General features: G+C 71.4%; 26 protein-coding genes. 14 read left to right on the top strand and 12 right to left on the bottom strand.

Translation table 11 applies throughout. The features are described 5' to 3' along the window. Positions 1-106: 106 nt before the first annotated feature. Together ccrA and ACTG9Q_RS06515 are read left to right on the top strand one after the other, a co-directional pair. Positions 107-1,414: a crotonyl-CoA carboxylase/reductase gene (gene ccrA, locus ACTG9Q_RS06520; RefSeq protein WP_455572028.1), complete on the top strand. Its 1,308-nt coding sequence runs from the start codon at positions 107-109 to the stop codon at positions 1,412-1,414. 38 nt (positions 1,415-1,452) lie between these two features. Continuing rightward, on the top strand, positions 1,453-2,622 hold the full coding sequence (locus ACTG9Q_RS06515) for a chromosome segregation protein (protein WP_455571697.1): 1,170 nt from the start codon (positions 1,453-1,455) through the stop codon (positions 2,620-2,622). A gap of 66 nt (positions 2,623-2,688) precedes the next feature. On the opposite strand, the gene ACTG9Q_RS06510 is transcribed toward ACTG9Q_RS06515, so the two are convergent. After that, positions 2,689-3,126: a nucleoside deaminase gene (locus ACTG9Q_RS06510; protein ID WP_455571696.1), complete on the bottom strand. Its 438-nt coding sequence runs from the start codon at positions 3,124-3,126 to the stop codon at positions 2,689-2,691. Between the two features lie 86 nt (positions 3,127-3,212). Between ACTG9Q_RS06510 and ACTG9Q_RS06505 the strand changes: the two genes are divergently transcribed. Continuing rightward, positions 3,213-3,665 carry a universal stress protein gene (locus tag ACTG9Q_RS06505; RefSeq protein WP_455571695.1) on the top strand — a complete coding sequence of 151 codons (453 nt, stop codon included), beginning with the start codon at positions 3,213-3,215 and terminating at the stop codon, positions 3,663-3,665. 72 nt (positions 3,666-3,737) lie between these two features. Here ACTG9Q_RS06505 and ACTG9Q_RS06500 read toward each other — a convergent pair whose 3' ends face one another. Further along, positions 3,738-4,412: a hypothetical protein gene (locus tag ACTG9Q_RS06500; protein WP_455571694.1), complete on the bottom strand. Its 675-nt coding sequence runs from the start codon at positions 4,410-4,412 to the stop codon at positions 3,738-3,740. 18 nt (positions 4,413-4,430) lie between these two features. Then, entirely contained in the window at positions 4,431-4,703 is a 273-nt protein-coding gene (locus ACTG9Q_RS06495) for a hypothetical protein (RefSeq protein ID WP_455571693.1), read from the bottom strand. A 36-nt stretch (positions 4,704-4,739) separates the two neighbouring features. Between ACTG9Q_RS06495 and ACTG9Q_RS06490 the strand changes: the two genes are divergently transcribed. Beyond that, positions 4,740-4,943, top strand: coding sequence for an FmdB family zinc ribbon protein (locus ACTG9Q_RS06490; protein WP_455571692.1), 204 nt, complete (start codon positions 4,740-4,742; stop codon positions 4,941-4,943). Between the two features lie 15 nt (positions 4,944-4,958). Here ACTG9Q_RS06490 and ACTG9Q_RS06485 read toward each other — a convergent pair whose 3' ends face one another. The 6 genes from ACTG9Q_RS06485 to ACTG9Q_RS06460 form a co-directional block, all read right to left on the bottom strand. After that, the gene (locus ACTG9Q_RS06485; protein ID WP_455571691.1) at positions 4,959-6,737 is read right to left on the bottom strand and encodes a 3-hydroxyacyl-CoA dehydrogenase family protein; all 1,779 of its coding nucleotides are present in this window, start codon (positions 6,735-6,737) and stop codon (positions 4,959-4,961) included. Between the two features lie 131 nt (positions 6,738-6,868). Next, positions 6,869-7,531 carry a dihydroxyacetone kinase phosphoryl donor subunit DhaM gene (gene dhaM / locus ACTG9Q_RS06480; protein ID WP_455571690.1) on the bottom strand — a complete coding sequence of 221 codons (663 nt, stop codon included), beginning with the start codon at positions 7,529-7,531 and terminating at the stop codon, positions 6,869-6,871. Then, complete coding sequence (gene dhaL, locus ACTG9Q_RS06475) at positions 7,528-8,124, bottom strand: dihydroxyacetone kinase subunit DhaL (RefSeq protein WP_455571689.1); 597 nt, start codon at positions 8,122-8,124, stop codon at positions 7,528-7,530. The genes dhaM and dhaL overlap by 4 nt, the downstream gene beginning before the upstream one ends. Further along, positions 8,125-9,126: a dihydroxyacetone kinase subunit DhaK gene (gene dhaK / locus ACTG9Q_RS06470; protein WP_455571688.1), complete on the bottom strand. Its 1,002-nt coding sequence runs from the start codon at positions 9,124-9,126 to the stop codon at positions 8,125-8,127. Between the two features lie 219 nt (positions 9,127-9,345). Next, on the bottom strand, positions 9,346-9,648 hold the full coding sequence (locus ACTG9Q_RS06465; RefSeq protein WP_455571687.1) for a hypothetical protein: 303 nt from the start codon (positions 9,646-9,648) through the stop codon (positions 9,346-9,348). Between the two features lie 11 nt (positions 9,649-9,659). Beyond that, positions 9,660-11,351 (bottom strand): sodium:solute symporter family protein, encoded by a 1,692-nt coding sequence (locus ACTG9Q_RS06460; protein WP_455571686.1) that lies wholly within the window; start codon positions 11,349-11,351, stop codon positions 9,660-9,662. A 208-nt stretch (positions 11,352-11,559) separates the two neighbouring features. On the opposite strand from ACTG9Q_RS06460, the gene ACTG9Q_RS06455 reads away from it, so the two are divergent. Together ACTG9Q_RS06455 and ACTG9Q_RS06450 are read left to right on the top strand one after the other, a co-directional pair. Next, on the top strand, positions 11,560-12,273 hold the full coding sequence (locus ACTG9Q_RS06455; RefSeq protein WP_455571685.1) for a hypothetical protein: 714 nt from the start codon (positions 11,560-11,562) through the stop codon (positions 12,271-12,273). Beyond that, positions 12,270-12,626: a hypothetical protein gene (locus ACTG9Q_RS06450; protein ID WP_455571684.1), complete on the top strand. Its 357-nt coding sequence runs from the start codon at positions 12,270-12,272 to the stop codon at positions 12,624-12,626. Before ACTG9Q_RS06455 ends, ACTG9Q_RS06450 begins: the two co-directional genes overlap by 4 nt. A gap of 1 nt (position 12,627) precedes the next feature. Here ACTG9Q_RS06450 and nucS read toward each other — a convergent pair whose 3' ends face one another. Further along, complete coding sequence (nucS, locus tag ACTG9Q_RS06445; RefSeq protein ID WP_455571683.1) at positions 12,628-13,287, bottom strand: endonuclease NucS; 660 nt, start codon at positions 13,285-13,287, stop codon at positions 12,628-12,630. Between the two features lie 38 nt (positions 13,288-13,325). Here nucS and ACTG9Q_RS06440 point away from each other — a divergent pair, with 38 nt between their 5' ends. From ACTG9Q_RS06440 to ACTG9Q_RS06425, 4 genes are all read left to right on the top strand, one after another. Next, on the top strand, positions 13,326-13,868 hold the full coding sequence (locus tag ACTG9Q_RS06440) for an NUDIX domain-containing protein (protein WP_455571682.1): 543 nt from the start codon (positions 13,326-13,328) through the stop codon (positions 13,866-13,868). A gap of 123 nt (positions 13,869-13,991) precedes the next feature. Next, a complete protein-coding gene (gene ggt / locus ACTG9Q_RS06435) occupies positions 13,992-15,788 on the top strand; it encodes a gamma-glutamyltransferase (RefSeq protein WP_455571681.1) in 1,797 nt (598 codons plus the stop codon). 199 nt (positions 15,789-15,987) lie between these two features. Next, entirely contained in the window at positions 15,988-16,281 is a 294-nt protein-coding gene (locus ACTG9Q_RS06430) for an alpha/beta fold hydrolase (RefSeq protein ID WP_455571680.1), read from the top strand. After that, entirely contained in the window at positions 16,251-16,676 is a 426-nt protein-coding gene (locus tag ACTG9Q_RS06425; RefSeq protein WP_455571679.1) for an alpha/beta hydrolase, read from the top strand. The genes ACTG9Q_RS06430 and ACTG9Q_RS06425 overlap by 31 nt, the downstream gene beginning before the upstream one ends. Here the strand turns inward: ACTG9Q_RS06425 and ACTG9Q_RS06420 are convergent. Then, complete coding sequence (locus ACTG9Q_RS06420) at positions 16,655-16,810, bottom strand: hypothetical protein (protein WP_455571678.1); 156 nt, start codon at positions 16,808-16,810, stop codon at positions 16,655-16,657. The genes ACTG9Q_RS06425 and ACTG9Q_RS06420 overlap by 22 nt on opposite strands. Positions 16,811-16,864: 54 nt before the next feature. Between ACTG9Q_RS06420 and ACTG9Q_RS06415 the strand changes: the two genes are divergently transcribed. Next, entirely contained in the window at positions 16,865-17,569 is a 705-nt protein-coding gene (locus tag ACTG9Q_RS06415; protein WP_455571677.1) for a globin domain-containing protein, read from the top strand. A gap of 121 nt (positions 17,570-17,690) precedes the next feature. On the opposite strand, the gene ACTG9Q_RS06410 is transcribed toward ACTG9Q_RS06415, so the two are convergent. Next, complete coding sequence (locus ACTG9Q_RS06410) at positions 17,691-17,981, bottom strand: hypothetical protein (protein WP_455571676.1); 291 nt, start codon at positions 17,979-17,981, stop codon at positions 17,691-17,693. A 188-nt stretch (positions 17,982-18,169) separates the two neighbouring features. Here ACTG9Q_RS06410 and ACTG9Q_RS06405 point away from each other — a divergent pair, with 188 nt between their 5' ends. From ACTG9Q_RS06405 to ACTG9Q_RS06395, 3 genes are all read left to right on the top strand, one after another. Next, positions 18,170-20,194, top strand: a complete 2,025-nt coding sequence (locus ACTG9Q_RS06405; protein WP_455571675.1) for a methylmalonyl-CoA mutase family protein — start codon at positions 18,170-18,172, stop codon at positions 20,192-20,194. 380 nt (positions 20,195-20,574) lie between these two features. Further along, positions 20,575-21,750, top strand: a complete 1,176-nt coding sequence (locus ACTG9Q_RS06400) for a lipase family protein (RefSeq protein ID WP_455572027.1) — start codon at positions 20,575-20,577, stop codon at positions 21,748-21,750. 15 nt (positions 21,751-21,765) lie between these two features. Next, positions 21,766-22,533 carry an enoyl-CoA hydratase-related protein gene (locus ACTG9Q_RS06395; protein ID WP_455571674.1) on the top strand — a complete coding sequence of 256 codons (768 nt, stop codon included), beginning with the start codon at positions 21,766-21,768 and terminating at the stop codon, positions 22,531-22,533. The last annotated feature ends 36 nt before the right edge of the window (positions 22,534-22,569 follow it).

Here is a 22,569-nt window from a genome sequence, read left to right as displayed (position 1 = left end):
CATGCCTCACATCGCGGGCTTCTGAATCGCTACCCACGAGTAACCTCCAGCGCACCTTAAGCGCCGACTTGGAGGGACCGCCGTGCAGAAGATCCTCGACGCCATCATGGCCGACGAGCTGGGCGCGATCGGCGAACTGCCGGTCCCCGACACCTACCGCGGGATGACCGTCCACGCCGACGAGGTCGAGATGTTCGCCGGGATGCCGTCGCGGGAGAAGGACCCCCGCAGGTCCCTGCACCTCGACGAGGTCACCACCCCGGAGCTGGGCCCCGGTGAGGCGCTGGTGGCCGTGATGGCCAGCGCGATCAACTACAACACCGTGTGGACCTCGATCTTCGAGCCGGTCTCCACCTTCAAGTTCCTCGAGCGCTTCGGGAAGGTCTCCCCGCTGGCCAAGCGCCACGACCTGCCCTACCACGTGGTCGGCTCCGACCTCGCGGGCGTCGTGCTGCGCACCGGCCCCGGCGTGCACAACTGGAAGGCGGGCGACGAGGTCGTCGCGCACTGCCTGAACGTGGAGCTGGAAGGCCCCGACGGGCACAACGACACGATGATGGACAGCGAGCAGCGCATCTGGGGCTTCGAGACCAACTTCGGCGGCCTCGCCGAGATCGCGCTGGTCAAGGCCAACCAGCTGATGCCCAAGCCCGGCCACCTCACCTGGGAGGAGGCCGCCTCCCCCGGCCTGGTCAACTCCACCGCCTACCGCCAGCTCGTCTCCGGCAACGGCGCGGGCATGAAGCAGGGCGACGTCGTGCTGGTCTGGGGCGCCTCCGGCGGCCTGGGCTCCTACGCCACCCAGTTCGCCATCAACGGCGGCGCGATCCCGGTGTGCGTGGTGTCCAACCCGGAGAAGGCCGCGATCTGCCGCGCGATGGGCGCCGAGCTGATCATCGACCGCAGCGCCGAGGGCTACAGGTTCTGGAAGGACGAGCACACCCAGGACCCGCGCGAGTGGCAGCGCTTCGGCGCCAAGATCCGCGAGCTGACCGGCGGCGAGGACCCCGACATCGTCTTCGAGCACCCCGGCAGGGAGACCTTCGGCGCCTCGGTCTACGTCACCCGCCGCGGCGGCACGATCGTCACCTGCGCGTCCACCACGGGCTTCATGCACCAGTACGACAACCGCTACCTGTGGATGAACCTCAAGCGCATCATCGGCTCGCACTTCGCGAACTACCGCGAGTCGTGGGAGGCCAACCGGCTCATCGCCAAGGGGCTGATCCACCCGACGCTGTCGAAGACCTACGCGCTGGAGGACACCGGCCAGGCCGCGCTGGACGTGCACCGCAACGCCCACCAGGGCAAGGTCGGCGTGCTGTGCCTGGCACCCCAGGAGGGCCTCGGCGTGCGCGACCACGAGCTGCGGGCACAGCACATCGACAAGATCAACCGGTTCCGGGGCGTGTGAGTTCCTGGCGAGCACCGGTGTCCGGGTAGCGTGTGGGCATGGGCTTGGGCGAGGAACGCGAACTCGTGCCTCTGGGCCCCGGGTTCGACATCACGAAGCGCGGGTACCACCCCGCGCAGGTGAATGAGCACCTGGAGCGGCTAGAGGCCGAACTGCAACTGATGCACGCCGACCGCAACGCCGCGGTGTCGCAGTCGGCCGATTTGGCCAAGCAGCTCGAACAGAGCCGCTCGGAGATCAACGAGCTGCGCAAGCAGATCGATCGGCTCTCCCTGCCACCCACGACGCTGGAGGGCCTGAGCGAACGGCTGCAGCGGATGCTGCGCCTCGCCCAGGAGGAGTCCGCCGAGATCAAGGCACACGCCGAGACCGAGGCGGACCGTCTCCGCGCCAAGGCGGAGGCCGACGGCGCCGAACTCCGCCAGCGCTACGAACGCATGATCGCGGACGTGGAGAAACGCCGCGCGGACATGGAGTCCGAACACCGCGACGTGCTGGCCAAGGCCCGCGCCGAGGCCGATCACCTGGTCACCGAGGCCCGCGCGGAAGTCGACCGCCTCGACGTCGCGGCCAAGCGCCGCCGCGAGCAGGTGGAGGAGGACTTCGAGATCGCCATGTCCGGCAGGCGCACGGAGGCGATGCGCGCCTTGGCCGAGCAGGAGGCGACCAGCAAGTCCGAGGCCGAGCGCCGCGTCCGCGAGGCCACCGAGGAGGCGGGCCGCCGCCGCCACGACGCCATCACCGAGGCCAAGGCGAGGCTGGAGGAAGCCACCTCGGAGGCCCACCGCCGCGTCCGCGAGGCGACGGAGGAGTCCAACCGCCGCATCACCCACGCCGCCCAGCGGGTCACCGCGCTGCGCCAGCTCCGCGCCCGCGTCGCCGACCAGCTCAACAGCGCCCGCGACATGATCGCCAGCGCGCACGTCCAGCTGGCCGACGCCGCCCCCGCCCTCGACCCCCTCCCCGAGGAGCGCGTCCCCGCCACCGTCGACGGCGCCCCCGCCGACGAGTCCCCCACCCGCACCATGCTCACCCCGGTGAAGCCCGTCTCGGAGACCTCGGGCCCACCCCGCGAGCACTGGGAGGCCAAGGACCCCGACGCCAGCCAGACCCAGCGCCTGGCCAAACCGGCCCCCCAGCCGCCGAAGTCCTCTCAGGACAACGACCCCCAGAAACCCAAGCAGGCCCCGGTCAAAACCCGCCGCTGACCTGCCACACCCACCGCTGACCGAGGCCACACGGCCTCGGTCAGCGGTTTGGTCCGTGGTGAGTCCTTACTCGCCGATGTCCTCGAACCACAGGTCCGGGCGGGCGGCGATGAAATCGGTCATCAGGGCGACGCACTCGGGGTCGTCGGCGATGGTGACGGCCACGCCGTGCTCGGCGAGCCAGTCGTGGCCGCCGGTGAAGGTGCGGGACTCGCCGATGAGGACCGCGGTGATGCCGAACTGGCGGATCAGGCCGCTGCAGTACCAGCAGGGGGACAGCGTGGTGACCATCGTCGTCCCCCGGTACGACCGCCGCCGTCCCGCCGCGCGGAAGGCCGAGGTCTCGCCGTGGGCGGAGGGGTCGCCGTCCTGCACGCGGCGGTTGTGGCCGGTGCCCCAGACCTCGCCGTCCTCACCGATCAGGGCCGCGCCGATCGGGATGCCGCCGGTGGCCAGACCGGCGCGGGCCTCGGTGACGGCGATGGCGAGCCAGGCGGGGTCCATGGACGGAGATTGTGGCGCGTCCCTCGGGGTGCTGTCTCGTTGTCGTGGGTAGGTTTACCCGCAAGTAGCCAACGAGGGAGGACCCCATGGCCGCCTACCAGACCGTCGTCGTCGGCACCGACGGGTCGGATTCGTCGTTTCTCGCCGTCGACCGCGCCGCGCGCATCGCCGGGGACGCCGGGGCCACGCTGGTCATCGCCTGCGCCTACCACCCGGCCAGCGACCGCGACGTCCGCAAGGCCCAGGACGACCTCGGTGACGACGTCGCCTACCAGGTCGTCGGCTCCAACCCCGCCGACGACGCCGTCCGCACCGCCGCCGAGCGCGCCCGCAAGGCAGGCGCGGCCAAGGTCGAAACCGTGGTCATCGACGGCGAGCCGGTGCAGGCGCTGGCCCGGATCGTCGGCAAGCACCGGGCCGACCTCCTCGTCGTCGGCAACCGCGGCCTCAACACCCTCGCCGGGCGCATCCTGGGCTCCGTCCCCGCCGAAGCCGCCCGCAAGTCCGGCGTCGACGTGCTGATCGTCCACACGACGTAACCGAGCGGTCAGAAGAGCCGCTTGGCCATCCTGCGCCGCCCCGGCTCAACACCACTCAGCGGAAGCGCCAGGTCACCGCAGCCGTGACTCCTGAACCCGCACCACCGCGTCCTCGCCCGCCAACTCCGCGCGCGCCTCCGGGTGGTCGCGGTAGTAGGCCAGTGTGTGCAAGACCACCAGCTGGTCCACGTTCACCGACGCCACCGGGACCGCGCACGCCACGTCCGGGCCGAACCGGCGGGCCAGCTTCGTCATCCGCTCCCCCACCGCCAGCCGCTCGCGAGTGCACAGCCCGATGTAGTTCCGGCTGGCCGACTCGGGCGCGCGCCCCAGCCGCAGCGACAGCGGCCGGACCTCGGTGATCCCGTCCCACGGCAACCGGACCACGGGCCGCGACCAGGTGAGCACCACGGCCGTCGGGGTCAGCACGAACCCCGTCGCCGCGGGCCGCTTGCGCAGCGCGAACAGCCCGGCGGCGATCAGCAGGACCCCGAGCAGCCCCAGCACGACGCCGCCCACGACGCCGATCACCGCCGACCCGGTGACCAGCAGCCCGGACAGCACCGCCAGCGCGGCCCCCACGCCCACCAGCACGTACGCCGCCTTGCGGCTGGTCGCCTTGGTGGGCAGCAGCAGTCCGGTCTCACCGTCGATGGCCGCCGTGCACGGGGTGCCCGTGGGGACGGCGTCTTGCCGCGGTGTCCCGTCAGGACTCCGCCAGAGCTTCGGGCAGGGCAGGGCTTCCATACCGTCCATGATCGTCCATCACCAGCGCCGACGCGAGCGCGCCGACCAACATCCGCTGTGCCAATGCCGACGTTCCGACACGCCGTCATCAGCCGACCACACCACCAGGTGCGCGGTCCCCGGCCGGATCTCATGATCGCACCCGGGGCAGCGGTAGATCTTCACCGCCTGACTACCCGGAACCGTGCGAACCAACCATTCCCCGTCGGCGCCGGACTCCCGGAACTGGTTGGCCAAGCTCCCGCCGAGCGGGCGCTCGGCGGGACGGTGCGGTCGGTTGCGGCGGGGCACGGGTTGGCAGGATATGCGTGAGGCACAATAGGCGCCGTGCCCACCTACGAATACCGCTGCCGCGAGTGCGGCGGCACCTTCGACGTGAAGCGGCCGATGAGCGAGTCCTCGGCCCCCGCGTCGTGCCCGCAGGGCCACGACGACACCGTCAAACTGCTCCGCATGGCGGGCCTCTCCGGCGGCGCCGCGGCCCCCGCCCCCAGCGGCGGCGGTTGCTGCGGCGGAGGCTGCTGCGGCTGACCGCTGCCCGCGACCTCAGCTGTAGTCGCGGAAGCCCTTGCCGGTTTTGCGGCCCAGTCGGCCCGCGGTGACCAGGTGTTCCAGTAGGGGGGCGGGGGCGTAGCCCGCCTCGCGGAATCCGTCGTACAGGGTGCGCTGGATGGCCAGGGACACGTCGAGGCCGACGACGTCCAGCAGCTCGAACGGGCCCATCGGGAGGCCGCAGCCGACCTTCATGGCGGTGTCGATGTCGTCGGCGTCGGCGTAGTGGGCTTCGAGCATCTTCACCGCGTCGTTGAGGTACGGGAACAGCAGGGCGTTGACGATGAAGCCCGCGCGGTCGCCGCAGTGGACCGGGTGCTTGCCGACGCGGGCGCACAGGGCGTGGGCGGTGGCGACGACGTCGGCGGCCGTGGAGATGGTCTCGACGACCTCCACCAGCTTCATGACCGGCGCCGGGTTGAAGAAGTGCAGGCCCACCACGTCGGTCGGGCGGGAGGTCGCCACCGCGCACTCGATGACCGGCAGGGAGGACGTCGTGGTGGCCAGGATCGCGCCCGGCTTGACCACCTCGTCCAGCGCGCCGAACACCGCCTGCTTGACCGCCAGGTCCTCGGCGACGGCCTCGATCACCAGGTCGCAGTCGGCCAGCTCCTCGAACTCCACCGCCGGGGTGACGCGGCCCAGGACCTCGTCGCGGACCTCCTCGGTCAGCCTGCCCTTGGCCACCTGCCGGTCGAGGGACTTGCGCACCCTGCCCAGCGCCGCCTGCGCCTTGTCCGCGGCACGGGCGCGCAGCACGACGTCGAAACCCTTGCGGGCGAACACTTCCACGATCCCGGTCGCCATCGTGCCGGTCCCGACGACACCCACCCGGTGGACCTCGCGCACCCGCGCGCCGTCGTTCGCGCCCGCGACGGGCGTCTGCGCGTCGGCGACGACGGTCGGGGAGTCCGGGGCGTCGTAGGTGTAGAAGCCGCGGCCGGTCTTGCGGCCCAGCAGGCCCGCGGTGATCATCTGCTTGAGCATCGGGGCGGGCGCGTGCAGCCGGTTGCGCGACTGCGCGTACATCGTCTCCAGGATCTCGTAGGCGGTGTCCAGGCCGATGAGGTCCAGCAGCGCCAGCGGGCCCATCGGGTAGCCGCAGCCGTGGCGCATGGCGGCGTCGAGGTCCTCGCGGGTGGCGTAGCGCTGCTCGTACATCGACACCGCGTGGTTGAGGTAGCCGAACAGCAGCGCGTTGGCGATGAACCCGGCGCGGTCGCCGATGACCACCGGCTCCTTGCCGAGGGACTTGGCGAACTCCACGACGTCGGCGACCACGTCGGGCTCGGTCACCACGGTCCGCACGATCTCGGTCAGCTTGAGCACCGGCGCGGGGTTGAAGAAGTGCAGGCCGACGACCTTGCCGGGGCGTCCGGTGTGGACACCGATCTCGGTGATCGACAGCGAGGAGGTGTTGGAGGCCAGCACCGCCTCCGGCCGCACGATCTTGTCCAGCTCGGCGAAGACCTCCGCCTTGGCCGCCAGGCTCTCCGGGATGGCCTCGATGACGAGGTCGGCGTCGGCGAGGTCGGTCAGCGAGGTGGTGTAGGTGATCCGCGCGTGCAGGTCGGCGTGCGCGGCGTCGTCGAGCTTGCCCTTGGCCAGGGCGCGGGCGGTGGAGTGGGTGATGTGGCCCCTGCCCCGCTCGATCCCGGTCTCGTCGACCTCCACGGCCACGACCCGCAGGCCGTTGCGCGCCAGCACCTCGGCGATCCCGGCGCCCATGGTCCCCAGCCCGACAACACCGATCGTGGAGAACTCGCGCGCCACAGTGACCTCCGTGTAGCTGTCCGGGTGCAAAGCTACCTACCGGTAACTTGGCCCGATCCTGCCACGCGGTTCGGCTGACGCCGGGTGAACTACACCACTGGACCGTTCACGCGAGGGAAAGAACCCACAAGTCAGTCGCCGAATCCGCGGCCGGCAAGCGCTTGCACCCGGTGCAGCGCCTCGGCCGCGTCGGCCCCGTGCGCCTCGACGGTGACCTGGTCGCCGCCCTGCGCGCCGAGCCCCATGAGGGCGAGGACGCTGCGGGCGTCGGCCGAGCGGGACCCGAAGTGCACGGTGACGACCGCGTCGAGATCGGTCAGCGCCCGCACGAGCAGGCCCGCGGGTCGGGCGTGCAGGCCGATGTCGTTGGTGAGGTCGATCACGACCTTCTGCTCAAGACCCGGTGACTCGCCGGGCTTGGCCGTGCTGGCCGACGCCGCCGCGGAGAGGACCTCGTCCATGGTCCCGCCGGTCTGCGCGGTGACGGCGGCGGCCACCGCGCCCTCGACGAACGGCGCGTCGACCACCACGGCGGTGGACGGGTCGCCCAGCATCTCCACCGCGACGTCGGCGATGAGCTTGGCGCTGCCCAGGTCGTAGAGCAGGACGACGCCCGCGCCGGACTGGGCCCGCGCCAAGGCGTCGGACACCAGGTCGAAGTCGGTGCCCAGGTCCCCGTCGGCGCCGCCCGCGGCGACGATCGCCACGTCCGGGGCCATCTGACCGGCCAGCTCGGCCAGCCCCTCGGCGAGCCGGGCGCTGTGCGAGACCAGCACCAGGCCGACCCGGCTCACGAGGTCACCTCGGCGAACGCGCGCAGGATCAGCGCGGTCGAGCGCGCGCCCGGGTCGAGGTGCTCGGCGCTGCGCTGCCCCAGGTAGGAGGCCCGGCCCTTGCGGGCGACCAGTGGGACCGTCGACGCGGCGCCCTCGTCGGCGGCGTCGGCGATCCCGCCCAGGGACGCCCCGCCCAGCGCCGCCTGCACCGCGGGGGCCAGCGCGTCGACCATCGTCTTGTCGCCGATCTCGGCCTTGCCCCGGTCCACGACGCCGCGCAGCGCGGCCTCCAGCGCGACGGTGACGTCCAGCTCGGCGGCCTCGCCGACGGCGGTGGCGGCCCGCAGGAACGCCGTGCCGTACAGCGGGCCCGACGCGCCGCCGACCTTGGAGATCAGCGTGGTGGCCACCAGCTTCAGGACCTCACCGGGGGTGTCCGGCGTGGATTCGTCCAAAGCGGACACCACGAAACCGAAGCCGCGCTTGAGGTTCTCGCCGTGGTCGCCGTCGCCGATGGCCTGGTCGAGGGCGACCAGCTCGTCGCGGTGGGCGGTGACCGCGGCCGCCGCGCGGCGGACGGCGGCGGCGACGGCCGCGCTGTCGCAGCCCATCTACCGGCCCCAGCGCAGGGCGGCGGTGTGCACCGGGGCGTCCCACAGCGACAGCAGCGCCTCGTCCAGGCGCAGCAGCGTCAGGCTCATTCCCTGCATCTCCAGGCTCGTCACGTAGGGGCCGACCAGCCGCCGCCGCACCTCGATGCCGCGGGCGGCGAGCTGGTCCTCGGCGATGCCGTGCGCCAGGTACAGCTCCAGCAGCGGGGTGCCGCCCATCGAGTTGGTGAACAGCAGCACGTCGTCGCCCTCGGCGAAGGGCAGGTCGGCCAGGATCGGGTCGAGCAGGCCCGCCACGATCGCCTCGGCGGGCAGCAGCGGGGTGCGGACGCGGCCGGGCTCGCCGTGGATGCCGATGCCGACCTCCATCTCGTCCTCGGCCAGCTCGAAACTGGGGGTGCCCACGTGCGGGACGGTCGGGGCGCTCAGCGCCACGCCCATCGACCGGACGTCGGCGACCACCGCGCGGGCCAGGCGCTCGCACTCGTCGAGGTCCGCGCCGGACTCCGCGGCCGCGCCGACGATCTTCTCCAGCAGCACCGTGCCCCCGACGCCGCGGCGGCCCGCGGTGAAGGTGGAGTCGCGCACGGCCACGTCGTCGTCGATGACGACCGTGCGCACGTCGATGCCGTCGGCGGCGGCCAGCTCCGCGGCGGTCTCGAAGTTCAGCACGTCGCCGGTGTAGTTCTTGACCAGCAGCAACACGCCCGCGCCGCCGTGCACCGCGGTGACAGCGGCGTGCACCTGGTCCGGCGTCGGGGAGGTGAACACCGGGCCGGGGCAGGCCGCGTCGAGCATCCCCGGGCCGACGAACCCGCCGTGCAGCGGCTCGTGGCCGGACCCGCCGCCGGAGACGATGGCGACCTTGCCCGCGACCGGCGCGTCGGCCCGGATCACCGCGGCCGGGTCCTCGACCACCCGCAGCAGGTCGGCGTGCGCGGAGGCCAGGCCGCGCAGCGCTTCGACAACCACCGTCTCGGGCTGGTTGATGATCTTCTTCATCCCGGCTCGCCTCCTCGCAGCTCCCGGTTAAGTCCTACACCTGGGCCGACATCCGGCGATAGCGCCCGATTCAGCGTGGCGGCGATTCCGCGACGAGCACGGCGGCGGCCGATCGGGTGACGGCGCGGGCGTCGCGGCCCGGGTCCGCCGTGCTCAGCCGTCGTCCAATTCAGGCACCGGCCCGTCCAGGGAGCGCGGCACCCGACCACGGCAGCCGGATCAATCGGCGTCGCTCCTGGTCTCGGCGTCCCTCCTGGTCTCAGCGTCGGGGTCGGCGTCAGCGCCGGGATCGGCGTCGGGGTCGGGCACGACCAGCGGGCGCAGCCGCTGCCACAGCCCGAACGCGGCCGCGGTGAGCAGCATCGCCAGACCCATCCACAGGTTGACGTTGATGTCACCGGCCTTGCGCATCTCCTCCTCGGTCGTGACGAACAGGCCCATGATCGTGAGGACCACTCCGTACACGGCGAACAGCAGGGCCAGGATGCCCCGCAGGTCGAACAGCCCCACGCGCTTGGTCATGGCGGTCCTCCTCACCAGAAGATGACGTTGAGCACGGCGGTCAGGGCCAGCACGCCGATGGCGAGCACCGCGGGCCTGCGGTACCAGCCCGCCGCGTCGCCGGTGGTGTCGTGCTGCCGCTGCTCACGCGGGGTCAGCGACCAGACCAGGCCGACCAGCTCGCGGTCGGGCTTGGGCTTGGTCACCATCGTGACGGCCACGCTGACGGCGATGTCGACGACGAACGCCGCGATCGCGGCGACGAAGCTGGCGCCCTGCCCGGCCAGCCCCAGCACGCCCGCCCGGTTGAGCACGTCGACGGTCACCGCCGCCGCCGTGCCCGCGACCAGGCCGAAGCCGCCCGCGAGCGGTGTCATCCGCTTCCAGAACATGCCGAGGATGAAGGTGGCGAACAGCGGGGCGTTGAAGAAGCCGAACAGGGTCTGCAGGTAGTCCATGATGTTGTTGAAGCTGGCGGCGATGAACGCCGTGCCGATCGCCGCTACGCAGCCCACGATCGTGATGATCCTGCCGACCCGCAGGTAATAGCCGTCGGGCTTGTCCTTGACTATGTAGGACTGCCAGATGTCGTAGGTGAAGACGGTGTTGAACGAGCTGACGTTGGCCGCCATGCCCGCCATGAACGCCGCGAGCAGACCGGTGATGGCGATGCCGAGCATCCCGTTGGGCAGCAGGTCGCGGATGAGCAGCAGGATCGCGTTGTTGTAGGTCACGCCGTTGTCCGCGGTGCCGCCGCTGGCCTTGTACTCGGCCAGCTCCGGGGAGAGCACCGCGGCGATCATGCCCGGGATGATCACGACAAGCGCGATCAGCGTCTTCGGGTAGGCGCCGATCAGCGGGGTGCGGCGCGCGGCGGACATGCTCTTGGCCGACATCGCCCGCTGCACCTCGGCGAAGTTCGTCGTCCAGTAGCCGAAGCTGAGCACGAAGCCCAGGCCGAACACGATCCCGAGCACCGACAGCGTCGCGTCGCCGATGCCGGTCAGGTTGGTGCCCGGCCAGCTGTTGAGCTGGTCCGCGGCGTTGGCCTGGCCGCCGATCTTGTCGACCAGCCCGTCCCACCCGCCGACGCGGTGCAGGCCGACGAAGGTCAGCGGCAGCAGCATCGCGACGATGACGAAGAACTGCATCACTTCGTTGTAGACGGCCGCGGAGAGCCCGCCGAGCGTGGTGTAGGCCAGCACGATCGCCGCGGCCACGACGACGCTCAGCCAGAGCGGCCAGCCGAGCAGGAGGTTCACGACCGTGGCCAGGGCGAAGAGGTTGACACCGGCGATCAGGACCTGCGCGGTGGCGAAGCTGAGCCCGTTGACCAGGTGCGCGAACTTGCCGAAGCGGCGCAGCAGGAACTCCGGGACGCTGCGCACCTTGGAGCCGTAGTAGAACGGCATCATCACCAGGCCAAGGAACACCATGGCCGGGATCGCGCCGATCCAGTAGTAATGGACCGTCGGGATGCCGTATTGGGCGCCGTTGGCCGTCATGCCGAAGATCTCGACCGCGCCGAGGTTCGCCGAGATGAAGGCCAGACCGGTCACCCAGGCGGGAAGCGACCGCCCGGAGAGGAAGAAGTCCAGACTGCTGGACACCGACCGGCGCGCCATGGCGCCGATGCCGAGTACGACGAGGAAGTAAACGGCGAGCAGGGAATAGTCCACCCAATTCGCGTCCAGCCGCAGGTCGGCCTGCGCCATCACGTCCATCCGCCCTCCCCGAGCCACCCGTGATCGACACAGCATGGCGCGCCAACCGCTCTCGCGCACGACGAGCGCTCACCACTTTCGAGCGGCATTCCAGGACCGCCTGCCCGACGACGAACAGGGACGATTGCCACGTCGCCACGGCGACATCGCCGGGTGGTGAGCAAGCGTTACGGGCAGAATGGGCCTCCGCCCAACCTGGGGATCGACGTTGTCCATCGACGCAGTGGCCGCACAGCTACGCCAAGCCGTCGCCTGCCTGCCGCTGACCCTGCTGGCGCAGGCCACCACCTTCTTCGACGAGGCTCGCGCCACCTTCGCCGAGGCCAGCCAGGGAAGCAGCCGCACTGAACCCGGCGAAGCCATTCACGGCCTGAGTCAGACCATCGCCGAGGTGGCAGAACTGCACAAATCGACAGCCCAGGTGAAAGCGCTCATCGAGCAGTACCTGGCGCATATCGCTGGAGGAGACCAGAGCACCAAGCCACCAGCGTTCCGGCTACCCCCGACTACTCATTCCGTGCCCCGGACATCACAGACCACCGACCGCGACCTCGTGGCCGAGGTCCAGCGACAAGGGAAGAAGATCAGCCCGGAGAAGGTTGTCCGGATAGGGAAGGACAGGGCGGGCAGGGTGGTATGGCTGGAGGAAGGCGACGACAAGGCCGGATTGGCGCATCTGATGGACCCGATTCGCGTGGCCGACTTTGCCAACAAGGGTGTGACCAGCGAAGATGTAGTCGACTTGGTCTTCACCGCGCTCGCCAAGGGAGAACCGGTCGGCACCAGCGGCAGGGACCGAATCGTCTACGCTATCGCGTACCGCGGGCAACCTAAGCGGGTTGCCATCACAGTGGCGGGCAATGGATACATCATCGGTGCTCACCCAGTTGGCCTGACAAAAAGGATCAAACCACTGCGATGACCGAGACCACGCCTCTCCCCGCAACGCTGCGCGTCGACCTTCGTCCGGACTGGGGGACCGGGCCGATCTGGGTTGCCACGCCGAATGATGGCTACGAGCCCTACGACTCCGAGGAGGTGACCGAAGTGCTTGACCTCAGCGCAGAACTGCGGGCCGACATCGCGGCCTGGGACGACCGCAACCACGCGACGCTGAACCACGACGACCCGCCCAGCTCTGGTTTCCCGACACCGGAGGACGAAGCGGTCTTCGTCGCCGACGGCAAACAGCTCGCCCTGCGGCTCCGGGACGAGCTGCCGGGGGCCGAGGTCACCTACAGCACGATCGGCGGCGAGAACGTTCCACTCGATTAGGCTAGAACAGGCGGAACTCGTCCGGTTCGATGCCGCGGAGGGTGTCGTAGTCGAGGGTGACGCAGCGGATGCCGCGGTCTTCGGCCAGGGTGCGGGCCTGGGGTTTGATCTGCTGGGCGGCGAAGATGCCGCGGACCGGGGACAGCAGGGAGTCACGGTTGAGGAGTTCCAGGTAGCGGGTCAGCTGCTCGACGCCGTCGATCTCGCCGCGGCGCTTGATCTCCACGGCGACGCTGGCGCCGCCCGCGTCGCGGCAGAGGATGTCGACCGGGCCGATGGCCGTCGGGTACTCGCGGCGCACCAGGGTCCAGCCCTCGCCCAGGGTGGTGATGTGCTGGGCGAGGAGTTCCTGCAGGTGGGCCTCGACGCCGTCCTTGACGAGGCCGGGCTCGGGGCCCAGTTCGTGGGCGGAGTCGTGCTGGATCTCCTCGATGGTGATGACCAGCTTCTCACCCGCCTTGTTCTGCACCGTCCAGAGCTCGCGGTCCTCGATGAGCCAGCACGGCGGGGTCATCCAGTTCAGCGGCTTGTAGGCGCGGTCGTCGGAGTGCACGGAGATGGAGCCGTCCGCCTTGATCAGGAGCAGGCGGTTGGCCATCGGGAGGTGGGCGGTGAGCCTGCCGACGTAGTCGACCTGGCACCGGGCGATCACTAGGCGCACGCCGAGCAGGTTAGCCCCGTGCCCCCTGTCGGGTGAGAATGGCCCGCGTGGAATCTCTGGGCACCCGGCAGGTGTACGCGAACCCCTGGATGACCGTCCGCGAGGACGACGTGCGGCGCGCCGATGGCAGCGCGGGCATCTACGGCGTGATCGACAAACCCGACTACGCCCTGGTCGTCCCCCTCGACGACGAGCGGCTGATGCTCGTCGAGCAGTACCGCTACCCGCTCGGGCAGCGCCGCTGGGAGTTCCCCCAGGGCACGGCCCCCGGCGGCGCCGACGCCGAGCCCGCGGCGCTGGCCGCGCGCGAGCTGCGGGAGGAGACCGGGCTGCGGGCGGGCCGCGTCGAGCGCATCGGCTCGCTGGACTGCGCGCCGGGCATGTCGAGCCAGCGCGGGCACGTATTCCTGGCGACGGAGCTGAGCGAGGGCGCGCACGAGCGGGAGCTGGAGGAGCAGGACATGCGCTGCGCCTGGTTCCCGCGCTCGGAGTTCGAATCGCTCGTCCGCGCGGGCGCCATCAGCGACGCCCAGTCGATCGCCGCCTACACCCTCCTGCTGCTGCACGAACACCACAGTTGATCGTCCACTCAGGACCAATCACCGAGTTGTCCACAGCCCAGAACTTCCGGTGGCCGAGCCATCGGCCCCGGGTGAAGGATGGGGGAAACACACCGAAGCCGCACGACGGAACGAGGGTGACGAATGCGAAAAGCGATTCTCCCGGTGGCGTTGCTGGTCAGCGGGCTGGTGGTCACGCCCGCAGCCGCCCAGCCCGCCGCCCAGCCCGCCGCCGCCCAGCCCGCCGCGTCGGGGCCGCTCGCCCAGGGGTACGGCGGGGCCGTCGTGTCCGACACCGTGGAAGCCACCGAGGCCGGTCTGCGCGTGCTGCGCCGCGGTGGCACGGCCGCCGACGCCGCGGTCGCCGTCGCGGCCACGCTGGGCGTCACCGATCCGATGATGGCGGGCGTGGGCGGCGGCGGGTACTTCGTCCACTACGACGCCCGCACCGGCAAGGTCTCCACGATCGACGGTCGCGAGACCACCCCGCGCGCGGGGCACGAGCGCATGTTCATCAACCCGGCGACCGGTGAGCCGTACCCGTTCGCCGACGCGGTGACCAGCGGCTTGTCGGTCGGCACCCCGGGGACGCTCGCCACCTGGGAGCGCGCCCTGGACCGGTGGGGCCGCCTCGACTTACCTGATGTGCTCAAGCCCGCCATCGAGGTGGCCGACCGCGGCTGGCCGATGACGGCGACCCTGCGCGCCCAGGTCCAGGCCAACGAGGCCCGCTTCCGCCAGTTCGCCCCCACCGCCGAGCTGTTCCTGCCCGGCGGCACGGTCCCGGAGGTCGGCACGCTCCTGCGCAACCCGGACCTGGCCGCCACCTACCGCGAGATCGCCCGCCACGGCACCCGCGCGTTCTACGGCGGCGGGATCGGCCGCGACCTGGTCGACGCCGTGCGGAACCCGCCGCTGGCCGAGGACGCCACCATCGACCCGCCCGCGGGCCTGATGACCGTCCGCGACCTGCGCGGCTACCGCACGATCGACCGCGCGCCCACGCACGTCAACTACCGCGGGCACGACGTGTACGGCATGGCGCCCTCCTCCAGCGGCGGCATGACGGTCGGCATGGCCCTCAACAGCCTGGAGCGCTTCAACCTGGGCTCGCTGGACCGCACGCAGGCGCTGCACTACTACCTGGAGGCCAGCAAGCTCGCCTACGCCGACCGCAACCGCTACATCGGCGACCCGGCCTACGTCGACGTTCCCCAGCGCGAACTGCTCGACGAGTCCTACGGCCGTGCCCGCGCCTGCCTGATCGACCCGATCCGGGTGCTGCCCGCCCCCGTCGCCCCCGGCAACCCCCGCGGCCCGCACCAGTGCACGCCGCCCCCGCCCGGGACGGCGTCGAACGAGAACGAGGTGCACACCAACCACTTCGTCGTCGCCGACGCCCGCGGCAACGTGGTGTCGTACACGAACACGATCGAGCAGGTCGGCGGCAGCGGCATCGTCGTGCCCGGCCGCGGCTTCCTGCTGAACAACGAGCTGACCGACTTCAACTTCACCCCGACCCAGGGCAGCGCCCCCGACCCGAACCTCGCCGCCCCCGGCAAGCGCCCGCGGTCGAGCATGTCCCCGACGATCGTCCTGCGCGACGGCAAGCCGTTCCTGGCCCTGGGCTCCCCCGGCGGCTCCACCATCATCACCACCGTCCTGCAGATCCTGGTCAACCGCGTCGACTTCGGCATGACCCTCGCCGAGGCGGTGGCCGCCCCCCGCGCCTCCCAGCGCAACTCGCCCACCACCCTGGCCGAACCGGCCTTCATCGCCGCCGCCGACGGCCTGCGTCGCATAGGCCACGCCTTCGCCCCGCAGACCGAGATCGGCGCCGCCGCCGCGCTGGAGATCACCGGCCGGGGCCGGATCATCGCCGTCGGCGAGCCCACCCGCCGTGGCGGGACCCACGCGGGGGTGGTGTTCCCGAGGCCATGACCAACCCGGGGTGGGGCACCGCGGTGCCCCACCCTTCCGCCTCCCGGCCAGAGGGCGGGTGATCAGCGACAAGGGTCATTCCGGCCGTGCGACCACCCTCCCGGGTACTTTCAGGTCGCGGGCTGTGGACGGTCGGTGCCGAGGTCACCGGCACAGGGGTTTCGCCTTGGGCGAGATCGAGAAACGGGGGATTTCGCTGATGGCGACCTATGTGTTGATCCCGGGGGCAGCGAGCAGCCCGTGGCACTGGCACCTGCTCGACGCGCGGCTGCGTGAACGCGGCCACGACGTGGTGGCCGTCGACTTGCCCGTCGACCAGGACGGGGCGGGGCTCTCGGAGTACGCCGACGTTGTCGTCGAGACCCTGCGGGACCGCGATGTCGTTGCCGAACGCGGCGAGTTGGTGCTGGTCGCCCACTCGTTCGCCGGGTTCACCGCCCCATGGTCTGCGAACGAGTGCCCGTGGACCTGCTGGTGCTGCTCAACGCCATGACCCCGTCCCCGGGTGAGGCGCCGGGCGACTGGTGGGCGAACACCGGGTACGCCGAGGCCACGAAGGCCCAGGAGCACGACGGGGTGCACCCGGACGACGACACCTTCTTCAGCGACCTCCCCCCGGATCTGGCCGCCGAGGCGAACGCGAGGCTCCGCGACCAGTCCGGCACCCCCTTCGAGAAGCCGTGGCCCCTGCGCGCCTGGCCCGACGTGCCGACCCGGTTCCTGCTCGCCCGTCAGGACCGCTTCTTCCCCGCCGCCTTCCAACGCCGGACCGTCACGGCGCGGCTGGGCATCACCCCCGACGAGATGGACGGCGGGCACTTCGTCGCCCTCAGCAGGCCCGACGAACTCGCCGACCGCCTGGAGACCTACCGCACCGAACTGCTGTAGCGCCCGAGGAACCCTCGACGCGGTGAACAGCAGGCATTGGCCACCCGCCACAGGACTGGCTCGGCCCGCTTGCCGCCGATCACATCGACGGCGAACTCGACCGGGCAGTAGTACCGCGTCCTGCGCACGTTCACGAACCACAAAGTACGTACTTGTCCGCGGAGACCCAAGAGTGCTCGACTGCGGCGGTGACGATCGAGTACATCCGATACCGGGTAACCGCCCGTCGCGCGGCGGAGTTCGAGGACGCCTACCGCCGCGCGGCCGTCCACCTGGCCGCCGCGCCGGAGTGCCACGACATCGAGCTGAGCCGCTGCGAGGAGGAGCCGGAGAGCTACGTGGTCCGGTTGACCTGGACCTCCACCTGCGACCACCTGGCGGGCTTTCGCACAGGACCGCACTTCCCACCGTTCTTCGCCGAGATCCGCGAGTTCGTCGAGGACATCGAGGAGATGCGCCACTACGCACCGGTGGACATCGGCGGCTCGGTGCCGACCCTGTACGAGTGGGCGGGCGGCGCGGGCGCGCTGGAGAAGCTGTTCCAGACGTTCTACCAGCGCGTCGCCCAGGACGAGCTGCTGGCCCCGCTGTTCGCGGGCATGGACCCCGACCACGCGAAGCACGTCGCGACGTGGCTCGGTGAGGTGTTCGGCGGTCCGCGCACGTACTCGGAGAACCGCGGCGGCCACGCGCACATGGTCGGCAAACACCTGGGGCAGGGGCATCGGCGAGCAGCAGCGCAGGCGGTGGGTCGCGCTCCTGCAGGACACCGCCGACGAGGTGGGCCTTCCGGACGACCCGGAGTTCCGTTCGGCGTTCGTCGGCTACCTGGAGTGGGGCACCCGCATGGCGGTGATCCTCTCTCGGCCGGGCGCCGAGCCGAACCCGGCTGAGCCGGTGCCCGCGTGGGGCTGGGGCAACGTGCGCCCCTGGCAAGGCTGACGGGGGCGCCAGAGCCCGAGGGCCACGCACTCGTCGCGAGCTATGCGCACATCCCCCGTCGTCGTCGCCGGACTAGGGACTGTCCTCCAGCAGCGTCTCGATCGCTCGGTTCGCGTCGGCGGGGAAGACCAGGATGCGGAGGGTTTCGCCGTCCGGGCTTGGCACCGTCGTTGTCCGGACGCCCGCGTCGCGGAGGCGGTCTTCCACGATGGTGGCGGCGGTGCGGCTCGGGACCGTCGCGACCTCGCGCAGCAGGCCGTAGTCGCGGTTGCGGTCGCTCGCGAAGGCCCAGCGCAGGACCAGGCCCAGCAGGCCGACGACCACGAGGGCGACCAGGGTCAGGTACGGCGCGGGCAGGTCCACGGGTCAATGATGCGCCGTCGGGCGGCGACTCACGAGACGGACCGGATGGCGGGCAGGGCGGGTGGCGCCGATGCTGGGGGCGGCCGGGGCGCGCGTCTCGAACGATCCTGTGAGCAATGGCACCGCCGACACCGTGTTACCGGCCAGTACGCTGCGGCGAAAGGGCGAGTTAACGGAGGTTCACACCGGTGCCGTACCCCACTGATCGTGAGCGAGACCGCCCGTGGGTCATGCGGACCTACGCGGGCCATTCCTCCGCCAAGAAGTCCAACGAGCTCTACCGGCGCAACCTGGCCAAGGGCCAGACCGGCCTGTCGGTGGCCTTCGACCTGCCCACCCAGACCGGCTACGACCCCGACCACGAGCTGGCCAGGGGCGAGGTCGGCAAGGTCGGGGTGCCGGTGACGCACATCGGCGACATGCGGGCGTTGTTCAGCGGCATCCCGCTGGGCGAGGCCAACACCTCCATGACGATCAACGCCACCGCCATGTGGCTGCTCTCGCTCTACGTCACCGTCGCCCAGGAGCAGGCCGAGACCGAGGGCCGCGACTGGCACGAGGTGGTCGCCCGCCTCGCCGGGACGACGCAGAACGACATCATCAAGGAGTACCTCTCCCGGGGCACCTACGTCTTCCCGCCCGGCCCGAGCCTGCGCCTGATCACCGACATGGTGGCCTGGACCGTGGCCACCGTGCCCAAGTGGAACCCGATCAACATCTGCAGCTACCACCTGCAGGAGGTCGGCGCGACCCCGGTGCAGGAGATCGCGTACTCGATGTCGACCGCGATGGCGGTGCTCGACTCGGTCTTCGACTCCGGCCAGGTGCCCGAGGACCGCAGGGGCGAGGTCGTCGCCCGCATGTCCTTCTTCGTCAACGCGGGCGTGCGGTTCGTGGAGGAGATGTGCAAGATGCGCGCCTTCACCGAGCTGTGGGACGAGATCACCCGCGACCGCTACGGCATCGACAACCCCAAGCACCGCCGCTTCCGATACGGCGTGCAGGTCAACTCCCTCGGCCTGACCGAGGCCCAGCCGGAGAACAACGTCCAGCGCATCGTGCTGGAGATGCTGGCCGTCTCGCTGTCCCGCAAGGCCCGCGCCCGCGCGATCCAGCTCCCGGCGTGGAACGAGGCGCTGGGGCTGCCGCGGCCGTGGGACCAGCAGTGGGCGCTGCGGATGCAGCAGGTGCTGGCCTACGAGACCGACCTGCTCGACTACGAGGACATCTTCGACGGCTCCCCGGTCATCGAGGCCAAAGTGGACGAACTCGTCACCGGGGCCCGCGCCGAGATCGACCGGGTGCAGGCGATGGGCGGCGCGGTCGCGGCGGTCGAGAACGGCTACATGAAGACCCAGATGGTCTCCGCGCTCGCCGACCGCCGCAGGCGGATCGAGGCGGGCGAGGAGGTCATCGTCGGGGTCAACAAGTTCGACAGCACCGAGCCGAGCCCGCTGCAGTCCGGCGGGGTCAAGTCCATCGAGACCACCGACCCGGTCGCCGAGCGCGAGGCCGTCGCCGCGCTGGCCGCGTGGCGGTCCGAACGGGACGGTGGGGCCGTCACCGCGGCGCTCGCCACCCTCCGGGACACCGCCAAGACCGACGCCAACCTCATGGCGGCGACGCTGGCCTGCGCCCGCGCCGGGGTGACCACCGGCGAGTGGTCCGCGGCGCTGCGCGAGGTGTTCGGCGAGTACCGCGCGCCCACCGGCGTGGCGGGGGTGTCGGCCTCCGGCGAGGCGGGCGCGGCGCTGGCGCGGGTGCGCGAGCAGGTCAAGGCCACGGGCGAGGAACTCGGCGAGCGACTGCGGATGCTGGTCGGCAAGCCCGGGCTGGACGGGCACTCCAACGGCGCCGAGCAGATCGCCGTGCGCGCCCGCGACACCGGGTTCGAGGTCGTCTACCAAGGCATCCGGCTGACCGCCGACCAGATCGTGGCCGCCGCGGTGCAGGAGGGCGTGCACGTCGTCGGCCTGTCGATCCTGTCCGGCTCGCACCTGGAAGCCGTGCCCGCGGTGGTCGAGGGGCTGCGCGCGGCGGGCGCGGGCGACGTGCCGGTCGTCGTCGGCGGGATCGTGCCCCCCGAGGACGCCGAGGTGCTGCTGGCCCAAGGCGTTGCCCGCGTTTTCACCCCGAAGGACTACGAGATGACCCAGATCATGGCCGAGATCGTGGCCGTGATCCGCGAGGCGAACGACCTGGCCACCGCCTGACCGCACGATCGGGCCGCCTCACCCTGAAACCATGGCGTGCTCGCGCCCGTCCCCCGCTGCGCCGTCGTTCACGTGTTGGATTGTTGAACAAAACTACAACTGAACGATCTAACGAAATACCCCGCGGCGCCGCTCACTGAGCCCCGCGAGCCGCGCGCCCCAGGGTTGCCCTGGGCGTCCCTCGGCCGAGCCCAAGCCACAAGCGGCGTTGTTCGCCGTCACAAAGGACGTCCGAGCGGGATTGACAGCGCGCGGTGGCGCCGGTCACTGTGACCGAGCTAGTGCTACTTCCGAGTAGCCTTCGGTGCCGTAACCACGAGGAGTTCACAGTGGCACTCCGACCAGCCCTGCGTTTCGGATTGCTCGCGGTGGCCGCGGCCATGGTCACGGGCCTGCTCGCCTCCCCGGCCGCCGCGCTCCCGTCCTTCTACGACCCGCCCGCCACCCTGCCCGCCGCCGACGGCGACGTCGTCCGCTCCGAGCCCGCCGACTTCTTCCTCGACCCGCTGAGGCTGGTGAGGGTCGACGCCGTCGTCAACCGCGTCATGTACCGCACCACCGACCGCGACGGCACGCCCATCGCCGTCACCGGCACGGTGCTCACCCCGAGGCACGCCTGGCGCGGCGCGGGCGAGCGCCCGATCGTGGCGTACGCGCCGGGCACCCAGGGCCTCGGCGACCACTGCGCGCCGTCGCGGCAGCTCGCGGTCGGCAGCGAGTACGAGGGCCCGTTCATCGGCGGGCTGCTGCTGCGCGGCTACGGCGTCGTGGTGACCGACTACGAGGGCCTCGGCACCCCTGGCACGCACACCTACGTCAACCGCGTCGTCTCCGGCCGCGCGGTGCTGGACTCCGTCCGGGCGGCGCAGCGCCTGCCCGAGGCCGGGCTGCCCGACGACGGGCCGGTCGCCATCAGCGGGTACTCCCAGGGCGGCGGTGCCGCGGCGGCCGCGGCCGAGCTGGCCGGGGCGTACGCGCCGGAGCTGGACCTCAAGGGCGTGGCCGCGGGCGCCATCCCGGCCGACCTGCAGAAGGTCGGCGTGAACCTCGACGGCGGGCTGTACGCGGCGTTCCTGGGCTACGCGGCCGTCGGCCTGGCCGCGGGCTACGGCGTGGACATGGACCCGTTCCTCAACGCGCGCGGCCAGGCGCTGTTCGCCGAGCTGGAGGACCACTGCACGATCGAGGCGGTGGCCAGGTACGCGTTCACCCGGTCGGCGACGCTGACCGCCGACGGCAGGCCGCTGACCGACCTGCTCTCGACCAACGAGCAGTTCAAGGCCATGGTGGGCGAGCAGCTGATCGGGCGGCTGAAGCCCGCCGTGCCGGTGGTCGTCTCCCACAGCGTGCTCGACGACGTGATCCCGTACGGCGTGGGCCGGAAGGTCGCCGCGGACTGGTGCGCGAAGGGCGCGACGGTGGCGTTCCTGCCGAACCTCGCCCCGACCCACGTCGGCGGCGCGGTCGCCGCGTACCCCGCGGTCTTCGCCTGGCTGGAGGGCCGCTTCGCCGGGCGGCCCGCGCCCAACAACTGCTGGGCATTGCCCACGATGTGACCTAGCGTCGAGCCCATGTACGAGCACATCCTGGTCGCGCGCGACGGCGACACCGTCCGCGTCACCATGAACCGGCCGTCCCGGCGCAACGCGCTCTCCGCCGAGCACCTGACCGAGTTGCGCGACGCCTTCACCGAAGCCGGTGAGACCGACGCGACCGGGGTGGTGCTCGGCGGGGCGGGCCCGGTGTTCTCCGCGGGGCACGACTTCGCCGACGTCGCCGCCCGCGACCGCGACGGCGTGCTGGAGCTGCTGCGGCTGTGCACCGAGGTGATGGCCACGATCCAGGACATCCCGCAGGTCGTCGTCGCCAAGGTGCACGGGCTGGCCACCGCGGCGGGCTGCCAGCTGGTGGCCTCCTGCGACCTGGCCGTCGCCGCCGACACCGCCGGGTTCGCGCTGCCCGGCGGCAAGGGCGGGTGGTTCTGCCACACCCCGGCCGTGCCGGTGGCGCGGGCCGTGGGACGCAAGCGGCTGATGGAGCTGGCCCTGACCGGCGAGCCCGTCGACGCGGCCACCGCGCTCGCCTGGGGCATGGTCAACCGCGTCGTCGCGCCGGAGGACCTCGACGAGGCCACCGACGAGCTGCTGCGCCGGGCCACCCGCGGCAGCCAGGCCAGCAAGGCGCTCGGCAAGCGGACGATCTACGCCCAGCTCGACCGCCCGGAGGCCGACGCCTACGCCATCGCGCTGGAGGTGATGGCCGAGGCGTCGCAGCTGCCCGGCGCCAAGGAGGGCATGGCCGCCTTCCTGGAGAAGCGCACCGCGGCCTGGCCGGACTGAGGACGTGCGCGGCGGGCGCCCTCGCACCGCCGCGCA

This window comes from Actinokineospora lacus (assembly GCF_053813445.1).
The sequence above is the reverse complement of the archived record's forward strand: the minus strand, read 5'-3'. Positions and strand labels throughout refer to the sequence as shown.

Bases quoted from the DNA above. Each gene is read 5' to 3' on its own strand.
- ACTG9Q_RS06465 (WP_455571687.1), bottom strand. From the start codon at position 9,648: ATGACCAAGCGCGTGGGGCTGTTCGACCTGCGGGGCATCCTGGCCCTG.
- ACTG9Q_RS06505 (WP_455571695.1), top strand. From the start codon at position 3,213: ATGGCCGCCTACCAGACCGTCGTCGTCGGCACCGACGGGTCGGATTCG.
- ACTG9Q_RS06460 (WP_455571686.1), bottom strand. From the start codon at position 11,351: ATGGACGTGATGGCGCAGGCCGACCTGCGGCTGGACGCGAATTGGGTG.
- ACTG9Q_RS06450 (WP_455571684.1), top strand. From the start codon at position 12,270: ATGACCGAGACCACGCCTCTCCCCGCAACGCTGCGCGTCGACCTTCGT.
- ACTG9Q_RS06510 (WP_455571696.1), bottom strand. From the start codon at position 3,126: ATGGACCCCGCCTGGCTCGCCATCGCCGTCACCGAGGCCCGCGCCGGT.
- ACTG9Q_RS06500 (WP_455571694.1), bottom strand. From the start codon at position 4,412: ATGGAAGCCCTGCCCTGCCCGAAGCTCTGGCGGAGTCCTGACGGGACA.
- ACTG9Q_RS06515 (WP_455571697.1), top strand. From the start codon at position 1,453: ATGGGCTTGGGCGAGGAACGCGAACTCGTGCCTCTGGGCCCCGGGTTC.
- dhaL (WP_455571689.1), bottom strand. From the start codon at position 8,124: ATGGGCTGCGACAGCGCGGCCGTCGCCGCCGCCGTCCGCCGCGCGGCG.
- ACTG9Q_RS06440 (WP_455571682.1), top strand. From the start codon at position 13,326: ATGGCCCGCGTGGAATCTCTGGGCACCCGGCAGGTGTACGCGAACCCC.
- ccrA (WP_455572028.1), top strand. From the start codon at position 107: ATGGCCGACGAGCTGGGCGCGATCGGCGAACTGCCGGTCCCCGACACC.
- ACTG9Q_RS06430 (WP_455571680.1), top strand. From the start codon at position 15,988: ATGGCGACCTATGTGTTGATCCCGGGGGCAGCGAGCAGCCCGTGGCAC.
- ggt (WP_455571681.1), top strand. From the start codon at position 13,992: ATGCGAAAAGCGATTCTCCCGGTGGCGTTGCTGGTCAGCGGGCTGGTG.
- ACTG9Q_RS06395 (WP_455571674.1), top strand. From the start codon at position 21,766: ATGTACGAGCACATCCTGGTCGCGCGCGACGGCGACACCGTCCGCGTC.
- dhaK (WP_455571688.1), bottom strand. From the start codon at position 9,126: ATGAAGAAGATCATCAACCAGCCCGAGACGGTGGTTGTCGAAGCGCTG.
- ACTG9Q_RS06400 (WP_455572027.1), top strand. From the start codon at position 20,575: ATGGTCACGGGCCTGCTCGCCTCCCCGGCCGCCGCGCTCCCGTCCTTC.